Source organism: Pseudomonas palleroniana (assembly GCF_022836895.1).
Lineage (GTDB): Bacteria > Pseudomonadota > Gammaproteobacteria > Pseudomonadales > Pseudomonadaceae > Aquipseudomonas > Aquipseudomonas palleroniana.
Genome location: NZ_CP092411.1, coordinates 5655538 through 5669035 on the forward strand (window position 1 = coordinate 5655538; position 13498 = coordinate 5669035).

15 protein-coding genes, 1 pseudogene and 1 riboswitch are annotated in these 13498 nt (G+C 60.6%); of the genes and pseudogenes, 8 read left to right on the plus strand and 8 right to left on the minus strand.

Annotated elements, in window-relative coordinates; translation table 11 throughout:
* Positions 1-204: 204 nt before the first annotated feature.
* Both MJP36_RS25390 and MJP36_RS25395 read right to left on the minus strand, forming a co-directional pair.
* Entirely contained in the window at positions 205-1887 is a 1683-nt protein-coding gene (locus tag MJP36_RS25390; protein WP_244384315.1) for a fatty acid--CoA ligase, read from the minus strand.
* A gap of 142 nt (positions 1888-2029) precedes the next feature.
* On the minus strand, positions 2030-2662 hold the full coding sequence (locus tag MJP36_RS25395) for a LysE family translocator (RefSeq protein WP_060754975.1): 633 nt from the start codon (positions 2660-2662) through the stop codon (positions 2030-2032).
* An 86-nt stretch (positions 2663-2748) separates the two neighbouring features.
* Here MJP36_RS25395 and MJP36_RS25400 point away from each other — a divergent pair, with 86 nt between their 5' ends.
* The 3 genes from MJP36_RS25400 (at position 2749) to MJP36_RS25410 (ending at position 5585) form a co-directional block, all read left to right on the plus strand.
* Positions 2749-3711 carry a 2-hydroxyacid dehydrogenase gene (locus MJP36_RS25400; protein ID WP_244384317.1) on the plus strand — a complete coding sequence of 321 codons (963 nt, stop codon included), beginning with the start codon at positions 2749-2751 and terminating at the stop codon, positions 3709-3711.
* 30 nt (positions 3712-3741) lie between these two features.
* Positions 3742-4740, plus strand: coding sequence for a class I SAM-dependent methyltransferase (locus tag MJP36_RS25405; RefSeq protein WP_060754973.1), 999 nt, complete (start codon positions 3742-3744; stop codon positions 4738-4740).
* Positions 4741-4790: 50 nt separating this feature from the next.
* Positions 4791-4912: riboswitch (yybP-ykoY riboswitch) on the plus strand.
* An 88-nt stretch (positions 4913-5000) separates the two neighbouring features.
* Positions 5001-5585 carry a TMEM165/GDT1 family protein gene (locus MJP36_RS25410; protein WP_016978300.1) on the plus strand — a complete coding sequence of 195 codons (585 nt, stop codon included), beginning with the start codon at positions 5001-5003 and terminating at the stop codon, positions 5583-5585.
* A gap of 136 nt (positions 5586-5721) precedes the next feature.
* Here MJP36_RS25410 and MJP36_RS25415 read toward each other — a convergent pair whose 3' ends face one another.
* Entirely contained in the window at positions 5722-6540 is an 819-nt protein-coding gene (locus tag MJP36_RS25415; protein WP_060754981.1) for a M48 family metallopeptidase, read from the minus strand.
* Between the two features lie 1393 nt (positions 6541-7933).
* Between MJP36_RS25415 and MJP36_RS28245 the strand changes: the two are divergent.
* Positions 7934-7990: pseudogene (locus MJP36_RS28245) on the plus strand (hypothetical protein); the annotation flags it as partial.
* 201 nt (positions 7991-8191) lie between these two features.
* Positions 8192-8896 carry a methyl-accepting chemotaxis protein gene (locus MJP36_RS28250; RefSeq protein ID WP_425226353.1) on the plus strand — a complete coding sequence of 235 codons (705 nt, stop codon included), beginning with the start codon at positions 8192-8194 and terminating at the stop codon, positions 8894-8896.
* Positions 8897-9007: 111 nt separating this feature from the next.
* Here MJP36_RS28250 and MJP36_RS25425 read toward each other — a convergent pair whose 3' ends face one another.
* From MJP36_RS25425 to MJP36_RS25435, 3 genes are read right to left on the minus strand one after another with little or no spacing between them, the layout of a single operon-like run.
* Positions 9008-9628, minus strand: coding sequence for an SOS response-associated peptidase (locus MJP36_RS25425; protein WP_060754971.1), 621 nt, complete (start codon positions 9626-9628; stop codon positions 9008-9010).
* A gap of 36 nt (positions 9629-9664) precedes the next feature.
* Complete coding sequence (locus MJP36_RS25430; protein WP_060754970.1) at positions 9665-9925, minus strand: putative signal transducing protein; 261 nt, start codon at positions 9923-9925, stop codon at positions 9665-9667.
* A gap of 29 nt (positions 9926-9954) precedes the next feature.
* A complete protein-coding gene (locus MJP36_RS25435) occupies positions 9955-10137 on the minus strand; it encodes a CPXCG motif-containing cysteine-rich protein (RefSeq protein ID WP_060754969.1) in 183 nt (60 codons plus the stop codon).
* A gap of 132 nt (positions 10138-10269) precedes the next feature.
* On the opposite strand from MJP36_RS25435, the gene MJP36_RS25440 reads away from it, so the two are divergent.
* On the plus strand, positions 10270-11433 hold the full coding sequence (locus MJP36_RS25440) for a 1-acyl-sn-glycerol-3-phosphate acyltransferase (protein WP_174554023.1): 1164 nt from the start codon (positions 10270-10272) through the stop codon (positions 11431-11433).
* A gap of 63 nt (positions 11434-11496) precedes the next feature.
* Here the strand turns inward: MJP36_RS25440 and MJP36_RS25445 are convergent, their stop codons facing one another.
* On the minus strand, positions 11497-11754 hold the full coding sequence (locus tag MJP36_RS25445) for a hypothetical protein (protein ID WP_060754967.1): 258 nt from the start codon (positions 11752-11754) through the stop codon (positions 11497-11499).
* Between the two features lie 180 nt (positions 11755-11934).
* Here MJP36_RS25445 and MJP36_RS25450 point away from each other — a divergent pair, with 180 nt between their 5' ends.
* On the plus strand, positions 11935-12144 hold the full coding sequence (locus tag MJP36_RS25450) for a hypothetical protein (RefSeq protein ID WP_060754966.1): 210 nt from the start codon (positions 11935-11937) through the stop codon (positions 12142-12144).
* 60 nt (positions 12145-12204) lie between these two features.
* Here the strand turns inward: MJP36_RS25450 and MJP36_RS25455 are convergent, their stop codons facing one another.
* On the minus strand, positions 12205-12789 hold the full coding sequence (locus MJP36_RS25455; protein WP_060754965.1) for a YajG family lipoprotein: 585 nt from the start codon (positions 12787-12789) through the stop codon (positions 12205-12207).
* Between the two features lie 182 nt (positions 12790-12971).
* Here MJP36_RS25455 and MJP36_RS25460 point away from each other — a divergent pair, with 182 nt between their 5' ends.
* Positions 12972-13205 (plus strand): hypothetical protein, encoded by a 234-nt coding sequence (locus tag MJP36_RS25460; RefSeq protein WP_060754964.1) that lies wholly within the window; start codon positions 12972-12974, stop codon positions 13203-13205.
* Positions 13206-13498 lie beyond the last annotated feature (293 nt).

Below are 13498 nucleotides of genomic sequence, written 5' to 3' on the forward strand. Positions count from 1 at the left end.
TGAATAACTCTGGAAGGGACTATAGCCAGCAGGGGGGAGCGCTTGATCCCTCTAAAGTGTGATTTGCATCACCAACCCGTCTGCCACAACCCTTTCGCCACACCGACGAAGATCGGCGTGGCAAGGATGGCTGAAAATCGATAAATCACAAGTGAAGGCTTGAGATAGAGCATTGCCGCGCCCGAGCGGGCGCGGCGAAGGGCGTCACAGGGTCGACAGGAACGTACTGTTGTTGGCCTGCCATTCGATGATGTCGATACGGATACGTTTTTTGTCGAGTTTTCCTACGCTGGTCTTGGGAATTTCAGTAACAACCGCGATCTGGCTTGGAATGGCCCACTTGCTCAAGTGGCCCAGTTCGACAAAAGGCTTGAGATGTTCCTTGAGCTCACGCGCACCTATCACATGGCCATCACGCACGACCAGCAACGCAAACGGGCGCTCGCCCCACTGCGGGTCGGCGATGCCTACCACTGCTACTTCACGTACCGCCGGGTGACGGCTGACCAGGTCTTCAAGCGCCAGGGAGGAGATCCATTCGCCCCCCGTCTTGATCACGTCCTTGATGCGATCGCGGATATCAATCACCCCGAAGGCGTCCAGGGTCGCCACGTCACCGGTGTGCATCCAGCCGCCGGCCCACAGCTCGGCGCCCTTCTGCGGCTCATTGAAATAGCCTTCGCTGAGCCAAGGGGCGCGCAACACCAGCTCGCCCTGGGATTCGCCATCGGCGGGCAGGAAATGGCCGTCATCATCGATAATCGCCGCTTCCACCAACGGCCCGGGCACGCCGGCCTTGATGCGGTAGGTGGTGCGCTCATCTTCACTGCCGGCCATCAGCTCTTCATTGAGGTGGGCACAGGACACCAGCGGCCCGGTCTCGGACATGCCGTACGCGGCGGTCAGTTGAATGCCCCGCGCCTTGGAGGCGTCATACAACGAGCGATTCAGCGCACTGCCGCCGATGACGATTTTCCAACCGCCGAAATCCACGCCCTGGGCGGCCTTGGCGTTGAGCACCATTTGCAGGATGGTCGGCACGCAGTGCGAGAAGGTGACTTTTTCCTTGCGCCACAGCTCCACCAGGTATTCCGGGTCGTAGCGGCCGGGATAGACCTGTTTGAGCCCCAGCATGGTGGCTACATAGGGCAGGCCCCAGGCGTGTACATGGAACATCGGCGTGATCGGCATGTACACATCGTTGGTGCCCAGCAGGCGCACGCTGTCGACGCTGCCCATGATGGTTGCCACACCCATGGTGTGCAGCACCAGTTGGCGATGAGTGAAGTACACACCTTTGGGGTTGCCGGTGGTGCCGGTGGTGTAGAAGGTGGTCGCGACCGAGTTTTCGTCGAAGTCCTGGAAGTCGTACTTCGGGCTGGCGGCCGCCAGCAGGCTTTCATACTCGCCCACCAGGTTCGGCAGCTCGGCGGTTTGGGCGTCACCATCGGTGAGCAGCAGGGTCTTGTCGACGGTGGTGAGGTGCCCGGCGATCGCCTGGTAAAGCCCCACGAACTCGCTGTTGACCAACACAAAGCGGTCTTCGGCGTGGTTCATGGTGTAGAGGATCTGCTCCGGCGACAGGCGCACGTTAATGGTGTGGATCACCGCACCGATCATCGGGATAGCGAACATGCACTCCAGGTACCGGTGGCTGTCCCAATCCATGACCGCCACGGTGTCACCGGCCTTGACGCCGGCTTCGGTCAATACGTTGGCCAGCCGCGCGACCCGTTCGATCAAGGTCGGGTAGGTATAACGCAGCTTGTCACGGTAGATGATTTCCCGGGTTTTCTCGTAACGGGTGCCGGACATCAACAGGCGTTTGATCAACAGCGGGTACTGGTACGCACCTTCGGCGGGCGGGATAACGCGGGTCTGCAACATACTAATCCCTTATCTGACTGCACGGTCTTGGCTTGAAGACCTGCACTTTAGAGAGCTTATGTGTCAGCTAAATCAGCCAAAGGAATGATTTGCAGACCCCGGCGAATGCTAGCTTTAAGCCAGCATCCGGCCACTGAAAAACTCATTTCATGCTGGTAAAGGCCAACTTCACACCGATAGCGATCAGTACCGCACCCATGGTGCGGTCGAACCAGTGGCCCATCCGCGCAAACCCGGCACGCACGCGCTGCTGGCTGAACAACATCGCCACCAGGCAGAACCACAGCGCCGTCGCCACCGCCAGGTACACGCCGTAACCCGCTTGAATGGCCAGCGGCGTCTGCGGGTTGATCACCACAGTGAACAACGAGAGGAAAAACAGGGTGGCCTTGGGATTCAAGCCATTGGTCACGAAACCTGCGGTAAATGCGCCACGCGGGGTGCGCTCGCCGGCTTCGCGGTGCAACTCGCCTTCGGCGGCAGGCTTGGCCGGCTGCGCACGCAATGCCTTGAAACCGATGTACAGCAGATACGCGGCGGCCGCCCATTTCAGCGCGTTGAACAGCACGATGGACTGCGACACGATCAAGCCGATACCGAGCAACGAGTAACCCACGTGCAGGAAAATCGCCGAGCCGACGCCCAGCGCCGTCCACGTCCCGGCGCGGCGGCCATGGGTCACACTTTCACGCACGACCACGGCGAAATCCGGGCCGGGGCTGGCCACTGCCAACAGGTGAATCAGCGCTACGGTCAAAAACTCGGCGACGTACATGCTTACTCCATTAAGTAACTGATTATTTCATCTGATAGGCTCGGCAGATTACGCCTTCGAACCTCGTCACAAAAGGTACAGTTGAGATGAACAATCGCCGCGCCGTCTTCCTTGATCACTCCTCTCTGGACTTGGGCGACCTCGACCTCGACGAGTTGCGCAACAGCTTCAGCGAGCTGCAGCTGTTTACGGATACCACGCCACAGAATGTGCTTGAGCGCGTGCAAAACGCCCAGGTGGTGATCAGCAACAAGATCGTGCTCAACGCCGAAACCCTGGCGGCCTGCCCTGAACTGGAACTGATCCTGGTATCGGCCACCGGCACCAACAACGTCGACCTCGCCGCCGCCCGCGCCCATGGCATTACCGTAAGCAACTGCCAGGGCTACGGCACACCGTCGGTGGCGCAGCACACGATCATGTTGCTGCTCAACCTGGCGACACGCTTGAAGGACTATCAACGCGATGTGGCGGCCGGCAAATGGCAGCAAGCCAAGCAGTTCTGCCTGCTGGACTACCCCATCGTCGAGCTGGAAGGCAAAACCCTCGGCCTGCTCGGCCATGGCGAATTGGGCGGCGCCGTGGCACGCCTGGCGCAAGCCTTCGGCATGCGCGTGGTGCTCGGCGCGATTCCCGGACGCCCTGCCCGCGCCGACCGCGTGCCGCTGGATGAATTGCTCGCACAGGTCGACGCGCTGACCTTGCACTGCCCGCTCAATGAACACACCCGCGACTTTATCGGCGCCCGCGAACTGGCATTGCTCAAGCCCGGCGCCTTTATCGTCAATACCGCGCGCGGTGGCTTGATCAATGAACAGGCGCTGGCAGACGCGTTGCGCAGCGGCCACCTGGGCGGCGCAGCCACCGATGTGCTGAGTGTCGAGCCGCCGGTGCAGGGTAACCCGCTGCTGGCAGGCGACATTCCTCGATTGATCGTCACGCCGCACAATGCCTGGGGCAGCCGCGAAGCTCGACAGCGGATCGTCGGCCAATTGGTGGAAAACGCCCAAGGCTTTTTCAACGGCGCCCCGTTGCGCGTCGTCAATTGATAAACTGCGCCCCTTTTCAAGGAGCAGACCATGGATCCGCGCAGTGAAGTACTGCTTCGTCAGGCCGAACTTTTTCAAGGTAACCTGCTGCTGGTCGGCTTGCCCGCCGACGACCTGCTGGGCCGCCTGCCCAACGCCCACGGTTGGTGCTGGCATGCCGGCGACCAGGCCGCGCTCGATGCACGCTTCCCCGAGCGCAGCCAGTTCGGTGTGAACGTGCCTGAGCGCCCGTTCGACGCGGCAGTGATCTTCCTGCCCAAGTCCAAAGACCTCACCGACTACCTGCTCAACGCCGTGGCCGCACGCCTGCCCGGCGCCGAGCTGTTTCTGGTCGGGGAGAAAAAAGGCGGTATCGAAAGTGCCGCCAAACAGATGATCCCCTTCGGCAAACCGCGCAAGCTCGATAGCGCACGGCATTGCCAACTGTGGCAGGTCACCGTGGCCAATGCCCCGCAAGCGGTCGAGCTGGAAAGCCTGGCGCAAGTGTTCGACGTACCGCTGGCCGAAGGGCCGCTCAAGGTCGTAAGCCTGCCGGGCGTGTTCAGCCATGGGCGCCTGGATCGCGGCACCGAGCTGTTGCTGGAGCATCTGGACAAGCTGCCTGGCGGTCACTTGCTCGACTTTGGTTGCGGCGCCGGTGTGCTGGGGGCGGCCGTCAAGCGACGCTACCCGCACAACAGCGTCACGCTGCTCGACGTGGACGCATTTGCCGCTGCCAGCAGTCGCCTGACATTGGCTGCCAATGGCCTGGAAGCCGAGGTGTTGACCGGTGATGGTATCGACGCCGCACCGATGGGTTTGAACGCCATCCTGAGCAACCCACCGTTCCATGTCGGGGTGCATACCGATTATTTCGCCACTGAGAACCTGCTGCGAAAAGCCGCGAAACACCTGGCAAAAGGCGGCGAACTTCGGTTAGTCGCCAACAGCTTCCTGAAGTATCAGCCGCTGATCGAAGAGCATCTTGGGGTCTGTGCGATCAAGGCCGAAGGCAACGGCTTTCGCATTTACCGTGCCAAGCGCGGCTGACGGGCGTTTGAAAAAGAACGCTTGCCGAATGGATTTTGCCTAGGCAGAATCCGCTCCGTCCTAGGGGAGTAGTCTCCCACGAGCGCCACGCTCGTCCGGCATACGTCAACATACTTGGTCAGCAGGCCATGGCGTATGCGACCCAGGAGTCCGCACAGACGGACCGGGGTTTGACAAGACCTATGACACGCACACCTTACCCGGGGCGGGAAGGCTGTACGTGTCATAGCCGTGTCGACCCGCCCCTGGAAGCCTACCTGATGCTGGATTCATTACTCGTTCCTACCGCAATCGTTGCCTTGGCCGAAATCGGCGACAAGACGCAACTGCTCGCGCTCATCCTCGCCGCACGCTTTCGCAAGCCCTGGCCGATCATCGCCGGTATCGTCGCCGCGACCCTGGCCAACCATGCGGCCGCCGGTGCCGTGGGGGCCTGGTTCGGTAGTTTCTTCTCGGATGCGGTGCTGCACTGGATCCTGGCGGCGAGCTTCTGTGCCACCGCGCTGTGGACGCTGGTGCCGGACAAGCTCGACGATGACGAAGCCAGTACCACACGCAAGTTTGGGCCATTCCTGACCACCTTGATCGCATTCTTCCTCGCCGAAATCGGCGACAAGACGCAGATCGCCACGGTGATGCTGGCGGCGCAGTATCCGGAGTTGTGGTTGGTGATCATCGGCACCACCCTGGGCATGCTGATTGCCAACGTGCCGGTCGTATTGGCGGGGAATTTTGCAGCCGAGAAGTTGCCGCTGACCTTGATTCGTCGACTGGCGGCTTCGGCGTTTTTCATCCTGGCGATCGTGGCGGTGTACAAGGCCATGCAAAGCAGCGGTTGGATCTAAGGCTGTAAACCCAAACCCATTGTGGGAGGGGGCTTGCTCCCGATAGCAGTATTTCAGTCGGTATATATGTTGACTGATTCACCGCCATCGGGAGCAAGCCCCCTCCCACACTTGGATCTTCACAAGGTTCGGAGTATCAGGATTTCCGGGCCTGTTGGTAGAGCGGCATCACCTTCGGAATGGCCGCCTGCAGCGAAGCGATCCGGCTGTCGGACGCCGGGTGAGTACTCATGAACTCCGGTGGCGCGCCCTCTGAAGCCTTGGCCATCTTGTTCCACAGCGTGATGGCGGCGTTCGGGTTGTAGCCGGCGCGAGCCGAAAGCTCCAGGCCGATCAGGTCCGCTTCGTTTTCGTTGGCGCGGCTGTTAGGCAAGGTCATGCCATAGTTGGCGACCGTGTCGGCCAGCGCCAGGCTGTCCTGGCCCAGGCCAAACAATGCACCGGCGCCCTGCTTGGCCATCTGGATGCCATACGCCTTGGACATGGCTTCGCGGCCGTGTTCACGCAAGGCGTGGGCAATCTCATGGCCCATTACGGCAGCCAGCTCGTCATCGGTGAGCTTGAGATTGTCGATCAACGCGCTGTACACGAAGATCTTGCCGCCAGGCCCGCAGTTGGCGTTCATCTCATCGCTCTTGATCAGGTTCACTTCCCACTGCCACTGCGCCGCATCCGGGCGGAAATTCGGCGCCTGGGCGATCAAGCGGTTGGCGATGGCCTGCACGCGCTTGGCGTTGGTGCTGGTCTTGTCGACCAACCCCTTGCCGCTCGCCTCACCCAACGTCTGCTGGTAAGACTGGGCATACATCTGGTCGACTTCCTGACTCGACAGCATGCTGAACATGTACTGCTTACGCTCCACACCCACGGCGCCACCACTGGTGGTGTTGACCGACTGGCAACCTGCGAGCAACACCGCTGAACTGAGTAGACTTACCGCCAATGTTTTCTTCATGACACTCTCCCTGAAAATCTGGCGCATATCGTAGGCGGTCATTTATATCGACGCCAGATACAACAGACGTTTAACCGCTGATTTTCGGATACATCTCACAACGCCAGCCATGATCGCATTTGCGACACCCCCCACTCATTTGCAGGACAAGCCTTAATACACCCTCCGGCATGGCCGATATAACAATAAGCCCAACCTCTCTGCGCCCGGAGCCTTCATGAAATTCAAGTCGATTCAGTTTTCTGTCGCGGCACTCACCGGCGCCATCGTGCTGAGCGTGGTCGCCGTGCTGGTGCTCTACGCCTTGTTTTCCGGTGCGCGCACCCAGGAGATGGTGCAGACACGCACCCAAACCCAATTCGAGCAAATCATCAAGGAGCGCCTCACCGCGCTGGCACAGACCCAGGCCACACTGATCCAGCGTGAACTGGAGGCGCCACTGGTGACCGCCAAAGGTTTGGCCACCACCAACGCCCTGCTCGGCATGAAGGACGCCAAGGGCGAACCCGCGCTGCAGATCGGCCGCGAGCAATTGATCAGCCTGCTGCATGAAACGGTGGTGCGTAACCCGAAAATCCTCGGCGCCTACATCGGCTGGGAACCCAATGCAATCGACCATAACGATGCCAATTATGTAAACAGCCCGATCGTCGGCATGGGCACCGACGGCCGCTTTCTACCCTGGTGGTACCGCAACGCCGATGGCAGCCTGGGCCTGGACAAACTCGCCGACGTCAACGACCAGAGCATTCTCTCCACCGGCATACGCGCCAGCGAGTACTACTTGTGCTCCAAGGAAAGCCAGAAACCCTGCGCCATCGACCCTGCCCCCTATAAGGTCGGCAATGCCATGGTGATGCTGGCGTCGTTCATCGAGCCGATCATGATCGACGGCAAGTTCCAGGGCATCGTCGGTGCCGACCTGTCGGTGAACTTTATCCAGGACATGCTGACCCGCGCCGACCAGAACCTCTACGACGGCGCCGGCGAACTGGCGCTGATCTCCAACAATGGACGCCTGGTGGCCTACACCAAGGACTCAAGCAAACTCGGCGAAAAAGCCAGTGACCTGCTCGACAGCAGTGAGCTGTCCAATCTAGGCCAATTGAAGGTTGGCGAAGTGCGCTACGTCATCGACAAGGAACACGGGCATATCGAGTTGCTCCTGCCGTTCAATATCGGCCAGACCGACGCGCGCTGGACCTTGATGCTGCAACTGCCCCTGAGCGCCGTGATGGCGGATTCGAACGCGCTGCAAAGTGACCTGCAGGCCCAGCGCAAGGCGGACATCTTCGGCATGGCCATGGTCGGCCTGGTGATCGCCGGCCTCGGCCTGCTGGTGATCTGGCTGGTCGGCCACGGTATCGCCCGTCCACTCAAACAAATGGTGGCCATGCTCAATGATATCGCCCAGGGCGAAGGCGACCTCACACGCCGCCTGAGCAGTGACCGCGCCGACGAGTTGGGCGCGATCGCCAGCGGCTTCAATACCTTCCTGATCAAGCTGCAAGGCATGATTACGCAAGTGGTGAGCTCGGTGCAGAAGGTCAGCGACTCGTCGGAACACACCGCTGACATTGCGATCCGCACCAACCAGGGCGTGCACAAACAAATGGTCGAGATCGACCAGGTGGCAACCGCCGTGCACGAGATGACCGCCACCGCACAGGATGTGGCGCGCAACGCTACCCAGGCCGCGCAAGCCGCCAGCCATGCCGACCAGGCGGCCAGCCAGGGGATGCGCATTGTGCGCGATACCTCTTCCTCCATTGGTGCGCTCGCAGAGGAAATCGGCAAAGCCGTGGGCGTGGTCCAGACCCTGGCCAAGGACAGCGAGAACATCAATGCGATCCTCACGGCGATTCGCGGGATTGCCGAGCAGACCAACCTGCTCGCGCTCAACGCGGCCATCGAAGCGGCCCGGGCCGGCGAACAAGGCCGTGGTTTTGCCGTGGTCGCCGATGAGGTACGCAACCTGGCGCAGAAAACCCAGAAGGCCACCGAAGAAATCCAGGCCATGATCCAGCAGTTGCAACAAGGTACCCGCGATGTGGTACGGGTGATGGAGGACAGCCAGAACCGCACCGATGAAAGCGTGCAACACGCAGCCAAGGCGGCTGAGGCGCTTGAGACCATCACCCAGGCGGTGTCGGTGATCAACGACATGAACACCCAGATCGCCAGTGCTGCCGAGGAACAAAGCGCGGTGGCCGAGGACATCAATCGCAATGTGATCAATATTGGCCAGGTGGCCAATGAAGTCGCGGGCGGTGCGGATGAGTCCAGCACGGCCAGCGCGGACCTGACCAAACTGGCTGAACAGCAGCGGCGCCTGATCAATCAGTTCAAGGTTTGAGATTTGCGGCGACTTTGAGGCCGCATCGGGAGCAAGCCCCCTCCCACAGTTCAAGGTGTGGGTACATTCAAATGTGGGGCTTGCTCCCGATGAGGCCGGTCAATCCCACCACTAGGCCGGGGTCAGGCACTCCGGCCCGTTGAGCTTGGGATCGTTGACCATATTGGCCAGGACCCGCTCGCGCAATGCGGCGGGCTCACTGGCCAGCAGGGCCTGCAGGGCAGGCAGGGAGGTTTCGGGATTGAGCCAGGCCTCCTGCCCCTGCGCGTCCAGAATCAACGGACGCCGCTGGTTTTGTGCAGCCTGGGTCACCACCGCCGTACTCAGCCAGACCTGCTCCTGCACCGGGTACGCCTCCCAGATGGCGGCAAAAAACAACGTGGAACCCTCCCCCGGCGTCAGCCAATACGGGCGCTTGCGCTGGGTGCCTCGCCATTCATAGAACCCGTTGGCCGGCAGCAGGCAGCGACGCTGGCGAAAGGCTTCGCGAAACATCGGTTGTTCGGCCAGGGTCTCGGCGCGCGCGTGGGCTGGGGTGCGCGACAGATCGGTCAGCCAGGGTGGCGTGAGGCCCCAACGCGCACGCGCCAGGGTGCGCTGACCCTCACTCAGGCGCTGGATCAGCACCGAGTCATTGGGGGAGATATTCCACTGGGCCTGCTGATCCGCCGGGAAGCCCGGCAGGGCAGCAAACGATGAGTTCCAGCGAAACAAGGCATAACGTCCACACATGGGGTAACACGACTCTTGGGTAAACCGACCGACAGCCTAACAGACCAGCACGTCGGGGAAGCTGTCGGGTTCTTCACCGGGCAAGGGTTGGGCGCCGATGTAGGCGGTAATCAGCTCACGGGCATAGGCGGCCTGATCGTTGTCCACTTCCAGGCCCAGCAGCCCGAAAATCGGCAGTTCCCCCGTACCGCCGAGCAAATGGCGCCCCACCAGATGCGCCTCGATACCTTCGCTGGCAAGCATCTGTTGCAGCAGCTCGCCTTCCATCAGGTTTTCCGGTTCGTAGATTCGCTGCATGCGCGTACCTGTTATTCATGACCTGCCGGTTATTCGTTCTCGCTGCGGGTGTCCAGCATCCACTCGTCACCGTGCACCTGCAGGGTGAAAATGACCGGCCGGCAACACACTTGGCAGTCCTCTATATAAGTCTGGTCACCGCCAGACAGGTCCACCGTTGTCTCGACCTCTTCGCCACAATAAGGACATTCGTACAGTGCGGTTTCCAGCATCGCGGTCTCCCAGGTGACTTGTGCGTATAATCGCCGGTCTATTTACAGGGCTATTCACGGCAGAGCCAATATTGCGGCCGCACCCTGATGTTTCCTTCTACTTACCCTAGCCGTTTCTAACAAGAGAGCATGATGGGCGAATTCGATACCATCCGACCTTACAACGACAGCGAAGTCCCGGCAGTGCTGGCACGCCTGTTCAGTGACAAGGCCTTTCTGGACATCCTGACCCACTTCCGCTTCCCGCGCTTTGCCGGCGCCCTGGGCTGGTTGCTCAAGCCGATGATCGCGCGCAAATTGCGCCGCGAGTTTGCCGGCGTCACCACCGTGGCGACGCTGCAGGACAAAGTCGAGTATTACGTCGACCATACCATCGACCGGGCGACCGACGGCGTGACCTATACCGGCGTCGAGCAACTTAAATCGGGCACCGCCTACCTGTTCCTGGCCAACCACCGCGATATCGTGATGGACCCGGCCTTCGTCAACTACGCCGTGTACCACGCCGGCCTGCCGACACCCCGCATCGCCATTGGCGACAACCTGCTGCAAAAGCCGTTTGTCAGCGACCTGATGCGCCTGAACAAGAGCTTCATCGTGCACCGCTCGATCACCGGGCGAAAGGAGAAGATGGCGGCGTTCAACCTGCTGTCGGCCTACATCAATCATTCGATCCGCAACGACGGCCAGTCGATCTGGATCGCCCAGGCCGAAGGTCGCGCCAAGGATGGGGATGATCGCACCGAGTCGGCGATCCTCAAGATGTTCCACGTCAGCCGCAAGGACGAACCGTTTGCCGAGGTCATCCAGTCGCTGAACCTGACGCCGGTGTCCATCAGCTACGAATACGACCCCTGCGATGCGGCCAAGGCCCGTGAGCTGTATATCCGTGCCACAACCGGCACCTACAGCAAGGCCCCAGGCGAGGATGATGTGAGCATTGCTTTGGGTATCACCGGCTACAAGGGCCGTGTGCACGTCAACTTCGCGCCGCCGATCACCGAACGCTTTGAAGACACCAAGCTGCTCGCCGTGGAAATGGACCGGCAGATCCTGGGCGGGTATCGACTGTTCCCGGTGCACTACCTGGCTTATGCACAGTGGAGTGATGCCGACCCTCAACTGCAGGTGCCGAAGGCAGCAGACCTGTTCCCGGCCGACGAACTGGCCAAGGCCAAAGCGGAATGGGAGCGGCGCTTGAACGAATGCCCGGCCGAGCACCGCCCGTACCTGGTGGTGCAATATGCAACACCGGTGCGCAATCAGTACCGGGTCAAGGCCGGAATGCCTCTGTAACCGCCGATGACACCTGTGGGAGGGGGCTTGCCCTCTCCCACAGATGTTTTTGCAGTGCTTTTTTTACAGATGGGTGCTGAGCCAGGAGGTGGCCAGCGCCAGCCCAAGGCAGGCAAACCCGACACGATAGGCCAGGCGATACGCCCGTTCGGTGTGTACATCCAGAAACAGCATCGGTTGGTCAACGGCGCGCTCTTCGCTTCGCGCGGTAAGATCGGCCATCGCACGCTGTGATCGCAGGCGGGTTATGAATAGCAGCGCGGCGCCCGGGCAGGCAACCAGTAGCGCGGCAGTATTGATGAGCAGTGCGGGCAGTGCCATCGCAAACCTCGATGTATCAGTGGCCTGGTATCAGCTCAGATACAAACCTGAACGATAGTCGCCTCCTGCGCCTTCCTGCTCCCTCCCCCATAGCGCTAATGTATCCAGTAATTTACAGCGTCACCTGAACGTCACCTTAACAAGCCACTCTGTTGCCCTTCGACGTTTGAGGAGCTTGTCATGCTGCACGCGCAAAACCAGGATCGACTGTATTGGGTCGCACAAAGCGACGAACAAGAGGCGCTGGTCGGCAGCCTGGCATTCAACGTCCAAGACCGCCATTGGCTGGTGTATTGCGCCCTCGCCGGGCATCAGCATGCCGACCTGCCGGAGCTGGATCTGCTCACAGGTGTCAGTGTGCTGGAGCTTTATGTCGAAACGGCGGCATGAACATCACAGGCATAAAAAAACCGGGCTCATCACTGAGCCCGGTTTTTTATTGAGCGGTGTTTACTGCGAGCCGAGCAACTGGCCGATGCTTGGGTCTTTGAACAGACGGGTCAGGGCGTCGCTGAGCACGTCGCTGACCAGCTTGGTATTGGTTTCCTGGTTCGGCGACATGCCGAAACGCTGGTCCAGGGACGCGCCGTAACGGCCACTGTAGCGACGGGTGCCGGCAACGACGTCGGACTTGAACGTCGCGCCGATGGACGCTTCAGTCACATACAAGCCTTGTTTAGGCGACTGGTACTTCAGTTCGGCCAAGGTAATGGTCAGTTGAGGTGCGCCCGGCGAGTTGGCCGGCGTGAAACCCAGCAGGCGTACAGCCGCTTCGGCCTGGGCTTGCAGCTTGGGCAGCACATCCTGGCCGGTTACCGAAATAAGCGCGGTCTCAGGGTACAGGCCCCCGCGAGAGCCCAGGGTCGGCGACGGACGACCATCCACCACGCGTACCGACACCGGCTGGCCATGCCCCACAGGTGCCAACTGCGCAGTGACTTTAGGTTGCGGGCTGAGTTGTTGCGGGCTGTTGGCGCAGCCAACCAGCGTCAAACTGGTCACAGTGATCAAACCGAACAACAGGCGTTGCAACATACTCATTTCTCCAGAACTAGAGGCAAACAGGCCGCCAGTATAACGGTGCAGGCGCGCCGCTCACCAGCCATCCTGAACGGCAGCTGAAGGCACGCGGAAATTACAATTTCACATAATTTGGTCACTCCAGTGTCATGGCACACTGGCAACCTTCGAGCATGTAACGTAACAGGTACAAAACCATGCGCCTTCTCAAATCACTGTTCATGCCACGCGCCGATCATCGCCACTTTGCCCGGCTTGATGCCCGTGGCTATTGCCTGGCATTCAAGCAGTGCCGCTTGCCGCCCGTCGGTGAGGGTTGGGTGGAGGTGACGGAGACTCACCTGGGGTGGATGAACCGCCCGTTGCCGGCCAGCGCCCGGGTGCGCCCGTTGTCTGCGCATGCACAACCACCGCAAGCGTTGGCCTCCTGACCGAGGCGCTAATAAAAGTCATAAAACACGCCCATTTCCCTGGCGTTCTTCGCTACAATCTCCCCCCGATTATAAGGACGTCTCCTGATCGGGCCCCGCAGCATCGTTAATGCCCCGGCATTAACCCCCAAACCGCCCACAGAGAGCCGCCCACACAGATCGAGTGAAGCCGGCGCGCTTGCTGTTTTCTTGCAAACCACCCGCCTTTACCGAATCTGCCAGAGCTGCCATTGCGCTCGGCCACTTGAGTTGTTTGCCCGTTTTGCCGCGTGTCGGCAAGGACCTCGGGCCAG

What these genes read in the sequence shown, in the direction of transcription:
- MJP36_RS25455 (WP_060754965.1), bottom strand. Translation starts at nt 12,789, where the DNA reads ATGTTGCAACGCCTGTTGTTCGGTTTGATCACTGTGACCAGTTTGACG.
- MJP36_RS25425 (WP_060754971.1), bottom strand. Translation starts at nt 9,628, where the DNA reads ATGTGTGGACGTTATGCCTTGTTTCGCTGGAACTCATCGTTTGCTGCC.
- MJP36_RS25460 (WP_060754964.1), top strand. Translation starts at nt 12,972, where the DNA reads ATGCGCCTTCTCAAATCACTGTTCATGCCACGCGCCGATCATCGCCAC.
- MJP36_RS25435 (WP_060754969.1), bottom strand. Translation starts at nt 10,137, where the DNA reads ATGCTGGAAACCGCACTGTACGAATGTCCTTATTGTGGCGAAGAGGTC.
- MJP36_RS25410 (WP_016978300.1), top strand. Translation starts at nt 5,001, where the DNA reads ATGCTGGATTCATTACTCGTTCCTACCGCAATCGTTGCCTTGGCCGAA.
- MJP36_RS25400 (WP_244384317.1), top strand. Translation starts at nt 2,749, where the DNA reads ATGAACAATCGCCGCGCCGTCTTCCTTGATCACTCCTCTCTGGACTTG.
- MJP36_RS25445 (WP_060754967.1), bottom strand. Translation starts at nt 11,754, where the DNA reads ATGGCACTGCCCGCACTGCTCATCAATACTGCCGCGCTACTGGTTGCC.
- MJP36_RS25390 (WP_244384315.1), bottom strand. Translation starts at nt 1,887, where the DNA reads ATGTTGCAGACCCGCGTTATCCCGCCCGCCGAAGGTGCGTACCAGTAC.
- MJP36_RS25440 (WP_174554023.1), top strand. Translation starts at nt 10,270, where the DNA reads ATGGGCGAATTCGATACCATCCGACCTTACAACGACAGCGAAGTCCCG.
- MJP36_RS25415 (WP_060754981.1), bottom strand. Translation starts at nt 6,540, where the DNA reads ATGAAGAAAACATTGGCGGTAAGTCTACTCAGTTCAGCGGTGTTGCTC.
- MJP36_RS25405 (WP_060754973.1), top strand. Translation starts at nt 3,742, where the DNA reads ATGGATCCGCGCAGTGAAGTACTGCTTCGTCAGGCCGAACTTTTTCAA.
- MJP36_RS28250 (WP_425226353.1), top strand. Translation starts at nt 8,192, where the DNA reads ATGACCGCCACCGCACAGGATGTGGCGCGCAACGCTACCCAGGCCGCG.
- MJP36_RS25430 (WP_060754970.1), bottom strand. Translation starts at nt 9,925, where the DNA reads ATGCAGCGAATCTACGAACCGGAAAACCTGATGGAAGGCGAGCTGCTG.
- MJP36_RS25395 (WP_060754975.1), bottom strand. Translation starts at nt 2,662, where the DNA reads ATGTACGTCGCCGAGTTTTTGACCGTAGCGCTGATTCACCTGTTGGCA.
- MJP36_RS25450 (WP_060754966.1), top strand. Translation starts at nt 11,935, where the DNA reads ATGCTGCACGCGCAAAACCAGGATCGACTGTATTGGGTCGCACAAAGC.